Origin of the sequence: Mycobacterium sp. IS-1496 (assembly GCF_001499995.1) — a bacterium.
Classification (GTDB): Bacteria; Actinomycetota; Actinomycetes; order Mycobacteriales; family Mycobacteriaceae; genus Mycobacterium.
Genome location: NZ_LQIU01000003.1, coordinates 41,400 through 58,077, shown reverse-complemented (window position 1 = coordinate 58,077; position 16,678 = coordinate 41,400). Strand labels below are relative to the sequence as shown.

At 68.6% G+C, this 16,678-nt stretch carries 14 protein-coding genes; 5 read left to right on the top strand and 9 right to left on the bottom strand.

Annotation, left to right across the window (positions count from 1 at the left end; translation table 11 throughout):
- Positions 1 to 10: 10 nt before the first annotated feature.
- Together secA2 and AU195_RS02935 are read right to left on the bottom strand one after the other, a co-directional pair.
- On the bottom strand, positions 11 to 2,335 hold the full coding sequence (gene secA2, locus AU195_RS02940) for an accessory Sec system translocase SecA2 (RefSeq protein WP_059157570.1): 2,325 nt from the start codon (positions 2,333 to 2,335) through the stop codon (positions 11 to 13).
- Positions 2,336 to 2,339: 4 nt separating this feature from the next.
- Complete coding sequence (locus AU195_RS02935) at positions 2,340 to 3,191, bottom strand: GNAT family N-acetyltransferase (RefSeq protein WP_059157569.1); 852 nt, start codon at positions 3,189 to 3,191, stop codon at positions 2,340 to 2,342.
- Positions 3,192 to 3,264: 73 nt separating this feature from the next.
- Between AU195_RS02935 and AU195_RS02930 the strand changes: the two genes are divergently transcribed.
- The 4 genes from AU195_RS02930 to AU195_RS02915 all read left to right on the top strand — a co-directional run bounded on the left by AU195_RS02930 (position 3,265) and on the right by AU195_RS02915 (position 9,444).
- Entirely contained in the window at positions 3,265 to 4,896 is a 1,632-nt protein-coding gene (locus tag AU195_RS02930) for an FAD-dependent monooxygenase (protein ID WP_059157568.1), read from the top strand.
- A gap of 12 nt (positions 4,897 to 4,908) precedes the next feature.
- Complete coding sequence (locus AU195_RS02925) at positions 4,909 to 6,783, top strand: ABC transporter ATP-binding protein/permease (protein WP_059157567.1); 1,875 nt, start codon at positions 4,909 to 4,911, stop codon at positions 6,781 to 6,783.
- A gap of 45 nt (positions 6,784 to 6,828) precedes the next feature.
- On the top strand, positions 6,829 to 8,736 hold the full coding sequence (locus AU195_RS02920; RefSeq protein WP_059157566.1) for an ABC transporter ATP-binding protein/permease: 1,908 nt from the start codon (positions 6,829 to 6,831) through the stop codon (positions 8,734 to 8,736).
- A gap of 168 nt (positions 8,737 to 8,904) precedes the next feature.
- Positions 8,905 to 9,444: a universal stress protein gene (locus AU195_RS02915; protein ID WP_059157565.1), complete on the top strand. Its 540-nt coding sequence runs from the start codon at positions 8,905 to 8,907 to the stop codon at positions 9,442 to 9,444.
- A gap of 54 nt (positions 9,445 to 9,498) precedes the next feature.
- Here the strand turns inward: AU195_RS02915 and AU195_RS02910 are convergent, their stop codons facing one another.
- Genes AU195_RS02910 through AU195_RS02900 form a run of 3 tightly spaced genes read right to left on the bottom strand, consistent with a single transcriptional unit; the run spans position 9,499 to position 12,218 of the window.
- Positions 9,499 to 10,980, bottom strand: coding sequence for an FAD-binding protein (locus tag AU195_RS02910; RefSeq protein WP_059157564.1), 1,482 nt, complete (start codon positions 10,978 to 10,980; stop codon positions 9,499 to 9,501).
- Positions 10,977 to 11,474 carry a VOC family protein gene (locus AU195_RS02905; RefSeq protein ID WP_059157563.1) on the bottom strand — a complete coding sequence of 166 codons (498 nt, stop codon included), beginning with the start codon at positions 11,472 to 11,474 and terminating at the stop codon, positions 10,977 to 10,979. Before AU195_RS02905 ends, AU195_RS02910 begins: the two co-directional genes overlap by 4 nt.
- Before the next feature lie 45 nt (positions 11,475 to 11,519).
- A complete protein-coding gene (locus tag AU195_RS02900; protein ID WP_059157562.1) occupies positions 11,520 to 12,218 on the bottom strand; it encodes a TetR/AcrR family transcriptional regulator in 699 nt (232 codons plus the stop codon).
- 104 nt (positions 12,219 to 12,322) lie between these two features.
- Between AU195_RS02900 and AU195_RS02895 the strand changes: the two genes are divergently transcribed.
- Entirely contained in the window at positions 12,323 to 12,763 is a 441-nt protein-coding gene (locus AU195_RS02895; RefSeq protein ID WP_059157561.1) for a nitroreductase/quinone reductase family protein, read from the top strand.
- Between the two features lie 3 nt (positions 12,764 to 12,766).
- Here AU195_RS02895 and AU195_RS02890 read toward each other — a convergent pair whose 3' ends face one another.
- The 4 genes from AU195_RS02890 to AU195_RS02875 form a co-directional block, all read right to left on the bottom strand.
- A complete protein-coding gene (locus AU195_RS02890) occupies positions 12,767 to 13,441 on the bottom strand; it encodes an Rv1815 family serine proteinase (RefSeq protein ID WP_059157560.1) in 675 nt (224 codons plus the stop codon).
- A 119-nt stretch (positions 13,442 to 13,560) separates the two neighbouring features.
- A complete protein-coding gene (locus tag AU195_RS02885) occupies positions 13,561 to 14,967 on the bottom strand; it encodes an NAD(P)/FAD-dependent oxidoreductase (RefSeq protein WP_059157559.1) in 1,407 nt (468 codons plus the stop codon).
- A 9-nt stretch (positions 14,968 to 14,976) separates the two neighbouring features.
- Positions 14,977 to 16,131 (bottom strand): cation:proton antiporter, encoded by a 1,155-nt coding sequence (locus AU195_RS02880; RefSeq protein WP_059157558.1) that lies wholly within the window; start codon positions 16,129 to 16,131, stop codon positions 14,977 to 14,979.
- A gap of 3 nt (positions 16,132 to 16,134) precedes the next feature.
- Positions 16,135 to 16,659: a cation:proton antiporter regulatory subunit gene (locus tag AU195_RS02875; protein ID WP_059157557.1), complete on the bottom strand. Its 525-nt coding sequence runs from the start codon at positions 16,657 to 16,659 to the stop codon at positions 16,135 to 16,137.
- Positions 16,660 to 16,678: the final 19 nt, after the last annotated feature.

Genomic DNA, 16,678 nt, shown 5'->3' with positions numbered 1-16,678 from the left:
GCGGCTAAACCTAGCGGAACACCCCCGGCAGGCTCAGCGCTGCCATCGTGTCGTCGGCCAGCGGGTTGTCGTGGACCATGTATGTCCACGTCGAGGTCGGCCGCGCGAGTTTGGACAGATCGACGCCCACTTCGCCGTCGAGCGACGGCGCGGTCTCGAACGTCTGCTGGGCCGCCTCGATCGCATCGGCGGCCAGTGAGGCGAACGCGTCGACGGCCATCCGGTGGAATTCGTCGAGCGGATTCTGCCTGCCGAGCGCGCGCAGGTGAATGCTCTCGCGGATGTCGGCCAGGTACGCGAGGTGCTCACACCAGCCGCGATCGAGGTGATAGAGCATGATCAGGCGGCAGACCTGCTCGAGCCGGTCCTCGGACATCTCCTCGGCCAGTTCGGCGTACCGTTTCGGCGACAGTTCGGCGAGTTCTTCACGCGCAGTCGCGGTGCGCAGCAACGTATCTCGGCGTTCGACGATGATGGCGCGCTGCTGGGCGGTGAGCTGGTTGTAGCGCCAGGTGTTGGCGTGCACGTCGAGCAGCCGGCCTTCGGCCACGCGCTGGGCATGGTCGAGCAGCCCGGCCGCCTTGTCGTGCAGCACCCGGCCGTTCTCGTCGGCCTGCATCGGGCGCTTGTTCGGTTCCAGGTGCGCCTGGACGAGTTCGTCCTCCCAGCTGGAGAAGAACACCGACGAACCCGGATCGCCCTGGCGCCCGGCGCGGCCCCGCAGCTGGTTGTCGAGCCGCTGGGTGTTGTGACGCCCGGTGCCGACGACGTGCAGCCCGCCGAGTTCGGCCACTTCATCGTGGTCACCTTCGTCCGATCCACCCAGCCGGATGTCGGTTCCACGACCGGCCATCTGGGTGGAGACGGTGACCGCGCCGAGCTGGCCGGCCTCGGCGATGACGCGGGCCTCCTCGGCGTCGTTCTTGGCGTTGAGCACCACCGCGGGCACCCCGCGCTTGACCAGCTTCTCGTGCAGCTCTTCGGATTCCGCGACGTCGTGGGTGCCGACCAGGACCGGTTGACCGGTCTTGTGCACCTCTTCGATGTGCTCGATGATCGCGTCCAGCTTGGCCGCCGCGGTGACGTACACCCGGTCGGATTCGTCTTCGCGAATGTTCGGCTTGTTGGGGTCGATCGGCGACACGCCCAGTTTGTAGAACTGCCGGAGCTGCTCACCGGCGGCCAGCGCGGTACCCGTCATCCCGCACACGGTCGGATACCGATTGATCAACGCCTGCACGGTGATGGTGTCGAGCACCTCGCCGGTCTCGGTGGTCGCGATGCCCTCTTTCGCCTCGACCGCGGCCTGCAGACCGTCCGGCCAGCGCTGCAGCTGGGCGATCCGGCCGCGCGAGGAGTTGATCAGGTGCACGGCGTCGTCCCGGACGATGTAGTGCACGTCGCGCTGGAGCAGCACGTGGGCGTGCAGGGCGACGTTCACCTCCGTCAGCGTCGTGCCGACGTGCTCCTCGGAGTAGAGGTCGATGCCGCCGAGTTTGGCCTCGAGCTTGCGGGCGCCCTCCTCGGTGAGGTGCACGTTGCGGCTGTCGGTGTCGGTGTCGTAGTCACGGCCCGGGGTCAGCTCGCCGACCATGCGGATCAGCTCGACGCGCGGGGTCTCGCGGTGGGTGGTGCCCGCCAGCACCAGCGGGACGAGTGCCTCGTCGACGAGGACGGAGTCGGCTTCGTCGATCAGCGCGACGTCCGGGTTCGGCGACACGAGGTCGGCGACATCGGTGACGAGCTGATCGCGCAGCACGTCGAAACCGATCTCGTTCACCGAGGCATAGGTGACGTCGCAGGTGTAGGCCTTGCGGCGCTCCTCGGCCGTCGACTCGGCGGTGATCCACCCGACGGTCAGTCCCAGCGCCTCGATCAGCGGGCCCATCCATTCGGCGTCACGGCGGGCGAGGTAGTCGTTGATGGTGATGACGTGCACGCTGCGACCGCCGAGCGCGTAGCCGGCCGCCGCGATCGCCCCGGACAGCGTCTTGCCCTCGCCGGTGGCCATCTCGACGACGTCGCCGGCCAGCATGCGCAGCGCGCCGAGGAGCTGGACGTCGAACGGCCGCAGGGAGGTGCTGCGCTCGGCGGCTTCGCGGGCGATGGCCAGGAACTGCGGGATGTCGGCCGACTCGGAGAGGTCCTGGAGCCGCAGCAGTTCGGCGGCTTTGCGCAGCTGCTCGTCGTCGAGGTCGGCGGCTTTGGTCTCGTAGTCCGCGGAGGCCTTGACCTGTGCCAGCGACCGGCCCTGGTTCTTCTCGGTGGCGGCGCCGAGCAGCTTCCAGAACTTGCCGCTCAGGCGGCCGGGGGTGCGTGTAGTCGTCTTGGACACACGTTTACGGTACGCGGAAGTCGACCGTGACCGAATCACCCACCGGCACGAAACCCAGCCGCCGATAGACGCGGTTACTCGTGGGGTTGTCGAGGTCGGCGAACAGCACCACCTGCTCGGCGCCCGCACCCAGCGCCCACCGGCAGGCGGCGGCGGTGACCGCCGCCCCGTACCCGCGGCCGCGCACCTCCGGTGCGGTGTACACCGGGCCGATCCGCGACACGCCGACCGCAGGCGGACGTACCGCGGCCATGCTGACCGGCGCGCCGCCCGCGGTCCACAACAGATAGACGTTGCCGACCTCCCGTGCGGTGGCCAGCATGGCGCGCGCCCGGCTGGGGTCGGGCTGGTGACCGAACACCTCGGCGGCGAATTCGCACTGGTACTTGATCAGCACCGGTTCGTCGGCTCGGCGGGCGATGCGGTGCACACCGGGCACACCGGTGGGAGCCGTCAGCGTTCCCAGCCGGTACAACCGTTCCGCGGTGCCCGCGGCGCGGGCCGTGCCGGTGACCGTGCACCACTGCTGGGCGAACTCCTCGGCGACCGCGCGGGGACCGCGCACCCCGGGCAGGGTCATCCCGGCGGCGACCATGTCACCGACCACCTCCGCCACCGGCGCCGCGGACAGCCCGCCGCACAGCAGCGGCAGCGGCGGGGTGCGGATGGCGGCGCCGAGCAGTTCGGCGCGGGCGCCCCCGCCGTCCCACACCGTCATCAACACCGGCGTCTCCTCTGAGGGCACCCGTTCCCGCAGCAATGTGAGTTCGACGGTGTGCACCATCGGCCGGCGCGCGTACCAGGCCGCCGCCGACGACACGAAGTCGTCGACGTCTGCATGGAAGCGCAACGTCATTCGTTCAGCATGGCGGTGGGCGGAAGATCTTGAAACCCCGCCGGGCCGCCGCCTGCAGGACATACTCATCGCTGTGCCCGACACCGCGAACACCTCCGTCCTCATCGCCGGCGCAGGCCCGGTCGGGCTCACCGCGGCGATCGAACTGAGAAGGCGCGGCGTCGACTGCATCGTCGTGGACCCACTGCCCCAGCCCCCGCAGTATGCGAAAGCCGTTGGCGTGCAACCCCGCACACTCGAAGTCTTCGAGAACATGGGGGTGCTGCGCGCCGTCCTCGACGCCGGCGTCGAGATGAACGGGCAGTGTGTCTACGTCAACGGCGAACCGGTGACACGGCTGGACCTCTCACTGCCCGCCACCGTCCCGTTCCGGTTCCTCTGCATCCCCCAGTACGAGACCGAGCGCATCCTGCGCGAGGAGCTCGCCGCACGCGGCGGGTCGATACAGCGCGGTTGGCGGCTGACTGGATTCGTCCAGGACGACGACGGCGTGACCGCGACGATCTCCACCGGAACCAACCCGGAGACCGACGCCGACGAGCGCACCGTGCACGCCCGGTATCTCGTCGGCGCCGACGGGGCGCACAGCGTGGTGCGCAAGTCGCTCGGGCTGACCTTCGAGGGCGCGGCGTTCGAGGAGCAGTACATGCTCGGCGACGTCGAGGTGGACTGGACACAGCCGCGCGGGTACGCCATCCGCTCCATGCACCAGACCGACGGCGCGACCGACGACCTGCTGGTGTGCATCCCGCTGCCCGGGCGAAACCGGTACCGGATGTCGATGCTGGTGCCCGACGAACTGTCGACCCAGGCGCACGGCGGCGTGGAACACGGCTTCGAAGGGAGCCGGTCCCCGGAACTGCACCACATCCAGGCCGTGCTGGACCGGTTGTCACCGCAACCCGCCACGGCCCGGAACCTGCGCTGGTCGTCGGTCTTCCGGATCAGCCACCGCATCGTCGACGCCTACGGCCGCGGGCGGGTGTTCGTCGCGGGCGACGCCGCCCACATCCATCCGCCGACCGGCGCACAGGGGATGAACACCGGAATCCAGGACGCCCACAATCTGGCGTGGAAGCTGGCGCTCGCCGTGTCCGGGAACGCCGCGCCCACACTGCTCGACAGTTACGACCTCGAGCGGCGACCGGTCGGTGAGGAGGTGGTGGGCCGCACGGTGCGCAGCGCCCGCCACGGCATCGGCGCCGACTCCGGCGACCTCGACCGCGTCATGCTCCGCGAGGCGCAACTGCTCATCGACTACGCGGACAGCCCGATCGTGTCGTCGGCGGGTCCGGTGTCCGAACCGCTGCCGGGTGGCCGCGCCCCGGACGCGACGGGACTCGCCCGGGCCGCCGTCGCCGGACCGATTCGCCTGTACTCGCTGCTGGGCCGCGACCACACCGCGCTGTTCTACGCCGACGGCGACGCCACGGCCGTAGATGTGGCCCGGTTCGAAGCGGCCGCCGAAGCCGCCGTCGCCGCCGCGCACGGCGCTCTCGACGTGTACCTGGTGGCCGCACCGTCCGCGGAGGTGGATGCCACCGTGTTGCCGTTACTGCGCGACGACGACGGCGATTTCGCCCGCAGCTACTCCACGGCGGGCACGTCGGTGTTCGTCATCCGCCCCGACGGATATCTGGGGTTCGCCGCCCACCGGCTCGACACCGAGGCGCTCGAGGGCTTCCTGCACAACACGTTTGGCTGACGGCCGCCACCGATGTTCAGACCGTCGCTCGACTGGGGCTCCGAAGTCCTGAACTCGGCTGTGTGGGTGCTCGGGTGCTTCCTGATCACCGCACCGTGCCTGCTGCTGGTGCTGGCCGCCGTCGGACGGTTCACCGAGTGGGGCCGCCAGTTCCGGCGGATCACCGGCCCGTACTTCACCGGGAGGCAGAGCGTCCCGGTATGGGCGGGGCTCGCGGCGCTGCTGCTCTCGTCGATCGTGTTGGTGCGGATCAGCGTGCTGCTGAGCTACTACGCCAACGACCTGTTCACGTCGTTGCAGGTCGCCTTTCAGAGTGGGCCCGGCGACGGCCGCAGCGGAGAGCAGGGCTTCTGGGCCACCATGCTGGTGTTCGTCGTGCTGGCCGGATGCTTCGTGGTGCGGCTGCTGGCCGACCTCTACCTCACGCAGCGCTTCATCATGCGCTGGCGAATCTGGTTGAGCCGCAGGCTGATCGACGACTGGCTCGACCGCCACGCGTACTACCGGGGCCGCTTCTCGCGCCGGCCGGTCGACAATCCGGACCAGCGCATCCAACAGGACATCGACGTGTTCACCACCGGTGTCGGGCGCCAGCCCAACAATCCGGCCTACACCTCCGACCGGGTCCTGCTCTTCGGGGCGGTGCAGGCGGCGTTGTCGACGGGTGCGTTCGGCGTGATCCTCTGGCAGCTCTCGGGTCCGCTGACGCTCTTCGGTGTCACGCTGCCGCGGGCACTGTTCTGGATCGTGATCGGCTATGTGGCGGTGGTGACGTACGTCGCGGTCGTCGTCGGCCGCCCGCTGATCCGGTTGAGCTACCTCGACGAAGTGCGCAACGCGGGTTTCCGGTACGCGCTGGTGCGGCTGCGCGACGCCGGCGCCGCCGTAGGGATGTACAGGGGTGAGCGGGCCGAGAACGAGCTGCTCGACGGCAGGCTCTCGGCGGTGATGGCCAACTACCGTCGCTGGCTCAACCGCACGATGCTGTTCATCGGGTGGAACGTGTCGATGAGCCAGGCGATCAACCCGCTGCCGTTCCTCGTGCAGGCGCAGCGCCTGTTCGCCGGGCAGGTCTCGTTGGGCGGGGTCATGCAGTCCGCCACCGCGTTCGGGGTCATCCACGATTCACTGTCGTTCTTCCGCAACGCCTATGACGAGTTCGCCGGCTACCGTGCGGCCACCATCCGGCTCGACGGCCTGGTGACCGAGAACGCCCGGGCCCGCGCCACGAATCGCATCACCACCGAGGCCTCACCGACCGGCGCGCTGCGCATCGACGGTCTCGACGTGTGCGCACCCGACGGCCGGGTGTTGGTGGACGGGCTCGACCTCGCCCTGCCCGTCGGGGAAGCTCTGGTGATCCGCGGCGGGTCCGGGGTGGGTAAGACGGTGCTTTTGCAGACCGTGGCCGGCCTGTGGCCGTTCGCCTCCGGCCGGGTGGAACTGCCGACGCCGATGTTCGTCCCCCAGCTGCCCTACCTACCGCTCGGCGATCTGCGCTCCGCGGTGTCGTATCCGCAGCACGACGGCGCGGTCGGCGACCGCCGGATCCAGGAGGCGCTCGTGGCGGTCGCGTTGCCGCATCTGGTGATCCGGCTCGGCGAGGTCCGCGACTGGACGCAGGTGCTGTCCGTCGGCGAGCAGCAGCGGATCGCGTTCGCCCGCCTACTGCTGGCCCGGCCGGAGGCGGTGTTCCTCGACGAGTCCACCTCGGCGCTGGACGAGGGCCTGGAGGCGATGCTCTACGCGCTGCTGCGGGCCGAACTCCCCTCGACCGTCGTGGTGAGCGTCAGCCACCGCGACACCGTCGAGCAGTTCCACGGTCACGAACTGAGGCTGCTCGGCGACGGGGACTGGCGGCTGGTCAGACTCGCCCAACCGGGTTGAGCGTCTCGACCGGCTACGGGCAGTGGCTCGCGGTACCTTGCCCGAATGGAAATGTTCGCCCCGTCGCTCGACTGGAGCAGCGAGCTGTGGACCTCTCTGTTCTGGATCGGCAGAGCCTGGGTGGTCGCGGCCGTCGTCACGCTGGTGATCGTCGCCCTCATCGTCCGGTTCACGACGTGGGGAAGCCAGTTCTGGCGGGTCACCCGCGGCTACTTCACCGGACCGGAGAGCGTGCTGGTGTGGGCGTGGCTGGCGGGCATACTGCTGTTGGTCATCGTCAGCGTCCGCCTGTCGGTGCTGTTCAGCTTCCAGGGCAACGACATGATGACCAGCTTCCAGGTCATCGCATCCGGGGTGGGCGCGGGTGACGACGCCGTCAAGGATTCCGGCAGGGACGGCTTCTGGATGTCGATGGCCGTCTTCACCATCCTGGCCGTCCTCAACGTCGCCATCATCATGTTCGACCTGTTCGTCACCCAACGATTCATGCTCAGATGGCGGACCTGGCTGACCGACCGGCTCACCGGCGACTGGCTCGACGGTAAGGCGTACTACCGGGCGCGCTTCATCGACGCCACGATCGACAACCCCGACCAACGCATCCAGACCGACATCGACATCTTCACCGCGGGCGTCGGATCACTGCCGAACACGCCGAACAACACTTCGACGAGCACCCTGCTCTTCGGCGCCATCTCCTCGATCGCGTCGATGTACGCCTTCACCGCGATTCTGTGGAACCTGTCGGGGCCGGTGACGTTGCCGTTCGTCGGAGTCGAACTGCCCAAGGCGATGTTCTGGATCGGGATCGTCTACATCCTGTTCGCGACCGTGGTGGCGTTCTGGATCGGCCGGCCGATCATCACCCTGTCCTTCAACAACGAGAAGTTCAACGCCGTGTTCCGGTACGCGCTGGTACGTCTGCGCGACGCGTCGGAGGCGGTGGCCTTCTATCGGGGAGAGATCGCGGAGCGGACCGGCCTACGGCGTCGCTTCACCCCGATCGTCGACAACTACAAGAAGTACGTGAACCGGATGGCCGGGTTTCTGGGTTGGAACCTGTCGATCACACAGGCTCAGGAGCTCATCCCCTACCTGGTGCAGTTCCCGCGGTTCTTCAACGGTGAGTTGACCCTGGGCCAGCTCACCCAGACCGCGAGCGCCTTCCGCGAGATCCTGTCCGGCCTGTCGTTCTTCCGTAACGCCTATGACCAGTTCGCGGGCTATCGCGCGGCGATCATCCGTCTCCACGGCCTGGTGATCGCCGACGAACAGGCCAGAGCGCTGCCGTCGATCGATGTCCAGAGCTCGGTCGATGGCCGCGTGGAACTCGACGACATCGAAGTGCGTACCCCGACGGGCAAGCGACTGATCGAACCCCTCGATCTCACGCTGGAACCCGGCGACGCGCTCGTGATCACCGGCCAGTCCGGCAGCGGAAAGACGACGCTGCTGCGCAGCCTGGGCCGGTTGTGGCCGTACGCGTCGGGCACGATCACGTATCCCGGCGACGAGTCCACGATGTTCCTGTCGCAGCTGCCCTATGTTCCGCTGGGCGATCTGCGAACGGTGGTCTCCTATCCGAAGAACAGTGGCACGCTGGAGGATTCGGATCTGCGCTCCGTGTTGGAGCGGGTCGCGCTGCCGCACCTGATGGACCGTCTCGACGAGGTCCAGGACTGGGCGAAGGTGCTCTCACCCGGTGAGCAGCAGCGGGTGGCGTTCGCCCGCATCCTGCTGACGAAGCCGAAGGCGGTGTTCCTCGACGAGTCCACCTCGGCGCTCGACGAGGGGCTGGAGCTCATGCTCTACCGGCTGGTGCGCAGCGAGCTACCGGAGACGATCCTGGTCAGCGTGAGCCATCGCAGCACCGTCGAACAGCACCACACCCGACAGCTGCATCTCCTCGGTGACGGGCAGTGGCAACTCGGCGAGGTCGCCGCGAGGTCGTAGCGAAGCTGCGAGGATGGCTGGCGCCGTCGACTCGTTCGAACGATATGCCCCGCGAGTCAAAACGGGAGCGCAGAATGGACCTCAGCTGCGCGTGATCGGCCACGGTCCCACACGACGAAGTGATCGTCGCCGTTCACAAGGTCTTGGGTGGGCGGCTGGGGGTGGTGTATGGGCGCTTATGAGACCGTGGTGGTCGGCACCGATGGCTCGGATACGTCGTTGCGCGCGGTGGAGCACGCAGCCGCGGTAGCGGCGGAAACTCATGCGAAGTTGATCATCGCGACGGTGTATTTGCCCAATGCGGACAAGGGCGGCTGGGCAAGACCAGCCCGGCCGGATCGTGTGATCGATCCCCGCGCCGAGGTCAGCCTCGGTGGCGAGGGGGACTACAAAGTGCACGGAAGAGCCCCCGCATTCGCCATCCTGGGCGAGGCCCGCGACCGAGCCAGGGCGGCCGGCGCACGAGATATCGACGCACGACCGATTCCGGATCCTCTCCTCGGTGGTCCGGCACAAGCGCTGTCACGCCTCGCCAAGGAGGTGAAGGCCGACTTGTTGGTGGTCGGCAACGAGGGCGTGGGCACGCGCATCGACAAGTGGCTCGGGTCGGTACCCGGCAACGTTCTGCGCAGGTCCAAGACGGATGTGCTGGTCGTCCACACCTCCGAATCCGATCGTCCGCACCGCCACCGACTGAGGCATCGTTGACGAGCAGTTCGGTACGCGCATCCAGTCTCAGGTGAAGTGCGACGTGGCCTGCGTCTACTCTCTCCCGGCCGCATGCGTTCCGGCACGCCTGCCGAAGAACGACCCTTCCCCCAGTTGGGTGCCGCTGGCATAGCCCTTGCCGTCCTGGGCGATGTTCGACGCGCAGGCCCCCGCCGCGTACAGGCCCGGAATCGGCGAGCCGTCCTCACGCAGCACCTCACCGTCGATCGACACCGCGAGCCCGCCCATGGTGAAGCCCGAGTACATCGCCCGGCCCAGCGAGAGGTCGAAGGCGGCCCACGGTCCCTTGTCCTGCGCCGCAACGTATTCCGGCTGTTTGTGGAAATCCGGGTCCTCGCCGCGCGCCGCGTGCTCGTTGTACCGCTCGAGTGTGGCGGCGAGCTTGCCCTCCGGGATACCGAGCGCCGTCTCCATCTCGGCGACCGTCTCCCACCCGTCGATGAATTTGATCAGCGGCATCTCCGGCATCTGCATGTGCGCCTCGTCGACGATCAGATACGCGGTCTGATCCGGCTGCTCCAGCACGAAAGCCGAGGTGCGCGAATGGTAGGAGTCCTCGGCGACGAACCGCTGGCCGTCCTTGTTCACGATCACCCCGGTCAGCAGGATCTCCGGCGGATACGCGGCGGCGGTGATGAACAACTGGTCCAGATTCTTGGCGACACCGCCCGCAGAGATTCCCATGCGGATACCGAGGCCATCGTCGTTGGTGTTGCCGAGGATGTACGGCTCGACCTCGCCGTGGTGCTTGGTCTTGCGCTTGTGTCCCAGCGCCGGTGTGTGCTCGGCGACCATATCGGGGTTCATCGCGAACCCGCCCGCGGCGATGATCACCGCGTCGGCCTTGATGGTTCCGGTGTCGCCGAAGTGCTTCCACTTGACGCCGACCACACGGCCGTCCGCGACGACGAGGTTCGTCACGCCGGTCTCATAGCGGATCTGCACACCCAGGTCGGCGGCCCGCTTGAGCAGCAGGTCGATCACCATCGCCGCGCCGCCCAGTTCACCCGGGACGGGCACGGAGTGCCCCCGCGGCGCCGGCTTCGCCTGCTCGCAGAACGGCCACACCTTCTCGTTCCCAGTGTAGGACAGGCCTTCGGTTCCCGGCGGCACGACGACTTTGCCCGGGTAGTAGCTGCGTTCGAACTGGAATCCGAGGTTCTCGAGCCACTCGAAGTGTTCGACACTGCCCTCGCAGTACGCACGGATCTTGTCGTGCTCCGGATCTCGCGACATCGCGACCAGGTACTTGTACATCTCTTCGGCGCTGTCGTCGAAGCCGGTGGCTTGTTGCACCGCGGTGCCGCCGCCCAGGTAGAAATGTCCGCCCGCCATCGAGGTGGTCCCGCCCGCCGCGGCCGCCTTCTCCAGCACCATCACCCGCGCACCGGCGGCCGCAGCGCTCACCGCGGCGCAGCCGCCCGCGATGCCGAATCCGACCACCACCACGTCCACCTCGTCCGACCACTCGTGGACCGAGGCGGCCTCGACGGTTTCGGGAATCTCGGTGCTCATGGCTGCTGCTCCTGTTTGACGTAGTCGAAGAACGTGCGAATATCGTCTGTCAGACAAGCGATTTCGATGTAGGGCACACCGGCGTCCTCGGCGGTGACATAGGCGAAGCGCATACCGCCGGCCATCACGCCGTCGGCGACGACGGTGGCGCCGTGCCGTTCGGCGTCACGAACCGCGGCGTCGAAGTCGTCCGGGTCGGCCGCTTCCCTGCAGACATGGTGAAGACCGGGGCCACACCGGTCGAGGAACTCGGTGTAGAGGCTCTCACCACGCACGGGCGCGATGATCTCCAGTTGGGTGTCCCCGGCGTAGCTCAACGAGACGTCGGCCACGAAGTCGGCCGGCCGGCCGCGGAACCGGCACGAGTCGGGGCCGAAGTGCACGCCCGGCATGCGCACCCACTTGCGCGCACCGAGCAGCGCCGAGAGCGCCCGCTCCGTGGCATCCATGTCGCGGGTCACCCACGCGATCTGGACAGGTGTCTGATTGACCATCGGTGCGAGGATATCGCCCGCCTGCCCGACGCGCTAGAACGTGTTCTAGTTTCGCCTCTCGATGGGCGCGGCGGCCACCAGATCGATCAGTGCCCGGATGTGCACATCGAAGACGGCCCCCGGATCGGTGAACGTGTCCGGACCGTACTGACCGAAGACCTCGAGACTGATCGCCCCGATCAACCCCGCCCACAGGGTGAGGGTCTTGGCCACCGCGCCGTCCCCACCGGCGAAGTCGAACTCCTGCCGCAACCCCTCGAAGTCCACGGAAAGAGCCTGCGGCACAACGTCTTCGACCTCACGTATCTCGCCGGCGGCGATACCGTCCGCCATGGCGCGGAACAGGGCCGCCACCACCCGGGTGCCCGGACCCGTGGTGCGCTCGGCAGGTGCGCGATAGCCGGGGACCGGACTGCCGTAGAGCAGCGCCCATCGTGCCGGCTGAGACACCGCCCAGTCCCGGGCGGCATGGGCCATCCGCAGAATCTGGTCGCGCCAGCCGGCCTCGCCCGCGGCGGCCGCGTCCACCGTCGACGCCAGTTCGGAATAGGCATCGACCAGGAGCAGCGTCAACAGGTCGTCGCGGCTGCTGACGTACCGGTACACCGCAGACGACACGACGCCCAGGTCTCGGGCGATCGCACGCAGTGAGAGACCGGAGGGGCCGTCGGTGATCAGGTGCCGACGGCCGACCTCGACGATCTGCATCTCCATCCGGGCCCGGCTGTCCTGGCGTATCCCCATGTGCCGAGTCTCGCACAAAACGAGATCACTGCTCTTGCATTCTCCGCACAGGCGGTGCATTCTCGTTGAAGAGAGCACTGCTCACTCAATCGAAAGGGGTAACCATGACCATCCGCTACGACCAACCCGGCACCCTGGCACGGGCCGGCAACGAGATCATCCGCTGGCTCGCCGAAGCGGGCATCAGCATCGCGGGCACGCACGCCCTTCGGGTGCGCGGACGCAAGACCGGCAGGACGCGCAGCGTCGTGGTCAACGTGCTGTCGGTCGGCGGCCGTCGCTACGTGGTCTCACCCCGCGGAAACACCCAGTGGGCCCGCAACGCCCGCGCCGCCGCCGAGGTCCAGACCGGTCCGCGCTGGCGGCGTCGCACCGCGCGCATCGCCGAGATCGCCGACGCCGACAAGCCGGCGCTGCTCAAGCGCTATCTGGACCGCTGGTACTGGGAGGTCAAGGGCCACATGGGCGGGCTGACGCCCCGATCGAGCGACGACGAGATCCGCGCCGCGGCCCCGTCGATCCCGGTGTTCGAACTGCTCAGCTGAGCGTCAGGCAGCACCGGCGGTGATGACGACACCCTGTCCGGCCTGCTGCGTGGCCGCCTGCCACGACACCGCCGCCGGAAACTGACCCCAGGTGCTGTTGAACATCCCGATGATCACCGCACGGCCGTCCGGGGTGTTGGTGTAGACCGGGCCACCCGAGTCGCCCTTCTTGCTCACCACACCGTTGGCCATGGTGAACCATCCGTTGTTGACGGCCTCGACGATCCCGCAGCTCTCCCCGGTGACCACACCGAAGTGGCACACGGGCATCCCCTTGGTGGGAACCACTGACGCGTCGGCGACCAGTGCACGGCCACTCGGGAGAAGGTTGTTGACCTGGACCTCCGGCGCCAGTGCGATGGTCTGCCAGTCGGAGATCTGATGGTTGATGTCGATGGTCGTGCCGTCGGGCGTGTTGTCCTGGAAGGCGGTCTGCACGCCGATCACATTGCCGTTGCGGTCGTTGACCGGGCCGCTTCCGCGGCAGTGGCCTGCGGTGTAGGCCACCCGCTGCTGCAGGTCGACGAACCCCAACGTGCACACGTTGGTGTCCTGACGGACCTCCATACCGGGGAAGACGAGTACGCCCGGGTCGGCACTGGCCGGAGCCACCGGCGACAGCAGGGCCGCCAACGGTGCCGCCACGGCGGCCAGCACGCTCAGCAGGTGTCGGCGCACGTCTGCTCCCTCCCGACGGTTACAGCGAGTGCGACCCCGTGTGAGCGGCCGCTTGTGTGCTCTCTATCGGGGCCTCGTGCGTTCACGTTACGGAAGCATCACGGTCAGCGCAGAAGATGTCACGAATCGAAGCCGAGGCCCATTGCGTCGAGGGTCCGCAAGAGGAGGTTGCGCCGACCGGCGGAGTGGTCGGCGCGGTCGAGTGACCACCGGGTCGCGTTGATGCCGATACTCGCCAGCGGCTCCGGCGGGAACGGCAGCGGTTTCGCGCGCACCATCTCCAGGCGGGTGCGCGTGGTGTCGGCGCCGTCGAGCAGGTCGAGGCACACGTCGGCGCCGAACCGCGCCGCGCCGACGCCCAGGCCGGTGAACCCGTTGACATACGCGACGCGCCCACCGCGGGCGAGCCCCCAGTGCGCGCAGAACCGGGTGTTGGTGTCGATGGCGCCCGCCCAGCGGTAGTCGAACCGGACGTCCCGCAACTGCGGAAAAGTGAGGAAGAAGTGCGCGGCGAGCCGCCGGTAGCTCCGGGGGCGGTCCTCGTAGGCGGACCTGACCTTGCGACCGAAGTGGTAGATCGCGTCGTAGCCGCCCCACACGATCCGGTTGTCGGCGCTCAGCCGGTAGTAGTGGAACTGATTGGCGGAGTCGCCCACACCTTGCCGGTTACGCCAGCCGATCCGCGCCAACTGTTCCCCGGTGAGCGGCTCGGTGGCCAGGACGTAGTCGTACACCGGCACCGTGTGCAGCCGGTTGCGCCGCAGCAGGCTCGGAAAGACGTTGGTGGCGAGCACCGCCTGCCGCGCGGTCACCCGGCCGGCGGAGGTGTGGACACACACCGTGGATCCACGGGTCTCCAGCGCGGTGGCGGGTGTCTGCTCGTGGATCTGCACACCGGCCTCCGTGCACGCCCGCGCGAGTTCGAGCGCCAGCTTGGCCGGGTGCACTATCGCGCAGGTGTCCGGTTCGAACAGTCCGGCGCGGTAGGTCGGAGAACAGACCTCGCCGCGCACCTCGCTCTCGTCGAGAAAGCGGCCCGTACCGGCCTCGGCCGCCTCCTGCAGCCACGACACCTGATGCGGCTCGGTCGCCACCGTCAGCATCCCGGTGCGCTGCCAGTCGACGTCGAGACGCAGCCGCTCGATGTCGGCCTGCATCCCGTCGAGGTTCTCCATGCCGAGGCGTTCGAGGATCTCGATCTCGTTGGGCCAGCGCGACTTTCCGTTCTCCAGACCGTGCGTGAGGCTGGCGTCGACGAAACCGCCGTTGCGGCCCGACGCGGCCCACGCGACGCGGTCGGACTCCACCACCACGATGCGTCGGCCGGGCCGGCGTTCGGCGGCGTGCAGCGCGGTCCACAGTCCCGCGTATCCCGCGCCGACGACGACCAGGTCCGCGGTCACCGCGCCGGTCAGCCGCGGGTGGTGCGGCCGCGGCACGTCCAGCCACATCGACCTCGGGACGCTGGGCGCCAGCGCCGTGTCGATCAGCGTCGTGTCGACCTGCGCGTCGAATACCGTCTGCACAGCCGGAGACTATCCGGGCCGCCGCCGCGCGGGCGCCCGTGCACCGGTGAAGCGGGCCAGCACCGGCCCCACCATCGCCAGGATGAACACGTACGGCGTCGCCACCGCCTCGAGCGCCTCCACGCTCGCACCGACCAGTCCGATGATCACCAGCGAGAACTCACCGCGGGCGATCAGCGCCGTCCCGGCACGCAGCTGACCGGGCCGGCCCACACCATCGCGTCGCGCCGCGAACTGACCGGTGAGCACCTTCGTACCCGAGGTCACCACTGCCAAAGCCAGCGCGATCGGAAGCATGGGGAGCAGCGCAACGGGGTCCACCGAGACCCCGATCGCGAGAAAGAAGATGGCCGCGAACAGATCCCGCAGCGGGGTGAGCACCGTGCGGGCCCGCTCGGCGGCCTCACCGGTCAGGGTCAGGCCGACCAGGAACGCCCCGACCGCGGCCGAGGCGTGGATGAACTCCGCGAGCGCCGCGACGATCAGTGTGAGCCCGAGGATGCGCAGCAGCAGTTGTTCGTTGTCCGGGTGGGCGACGAGTCGGCCGACGTGGTGGCCCCAACGGTAGGAGACGACGAACGCCAGCACCAGCGCGCTGATCGCGATCGCCATCCCGAACACCGCCTGCAGGAACGTGCCGCCGGCGGCGAGCACCGCGAGCAGCGGCAGATACGCCGCCATCGCGAAGTCCTCGAGCACCAGAATCGACAACACCGCGGGCGTCTCGCGGTTACCGAGCCGGCGCAGGTCGGACAGCAGCCGGGCGATGACGCCCGACGACGAGATCCAGGTGACACCCGCGAGCGCCAGGATGCCGACACCGTCCATGCCGATCAGCCATCCGGCGATGGCTCCGGGCGCCGCGTTGAGCACGAGATCGACTCCTGCCGAGGGCAGGTGCCTGCGCAGGCTGGTGGCGAACTCCCCGATCGAGAACTCCAGGCCGAGGGTGAGCAGGAGCAGCACCACACCGATCGTCGCGCCGGTCTCCACGAAGTCCCCCGCGGCGGGCACCGGCGCCAACCCACCCTCCCCGAGCGCCAGCCCGGCGACCAGGTACAGCGGAATCGGGGAGAGCGCGAAGCGGCGGGCGATGGTGCCGAGCACCGTGAGCACCGCGAGGATGACGCCGAGCTCGAGCAACAGCGTCGCGGATACCTCCACGGATCAGCCTCGGCCGGGCGGACCGGGCTGGTGCGACTCGTGTCCGTGCCCTTGGGTCACGATGACCTCGACACCCGCCAGCCCCTCCTCGGTGCCGATCACCACCAGCACGTCCCCGGCGCGCAGCAGATCCGACGGTCCCGGCGACGCCAGGACCTCCTCGTCCCGGACGATCGCGACGATCGAGGCCCCGGTGCGCGTGCGCGCCCGAGTGTCTCCGAGCGGCCGGTCGACGAACGGGCTGCCCGCCCGCACCGAGACCTGGCCGGCGTTGAGACCGGGCACCTCGCGGGTGAGATCGGCGAACCGCTCGGCGATGCGTGGGGCGCCGAGGATCTGCGCCAGCGCCTCGGCCTCGTCACCGGTCAGCCGGAACACCTGCTGAGCCTGGTCGGGGTCTTCCTTCGGGTAGACCACCACCTCGAAATCGCCTGTGCGCCGGGCGACCACACCGATCCGGTCGCCGTCGCGGTTGTCGAACTCGAACCGCAGCCCGACACCGGGCAGCAGGACCTCTTTGACATCCATATGTCCATCTTGCTGCGCC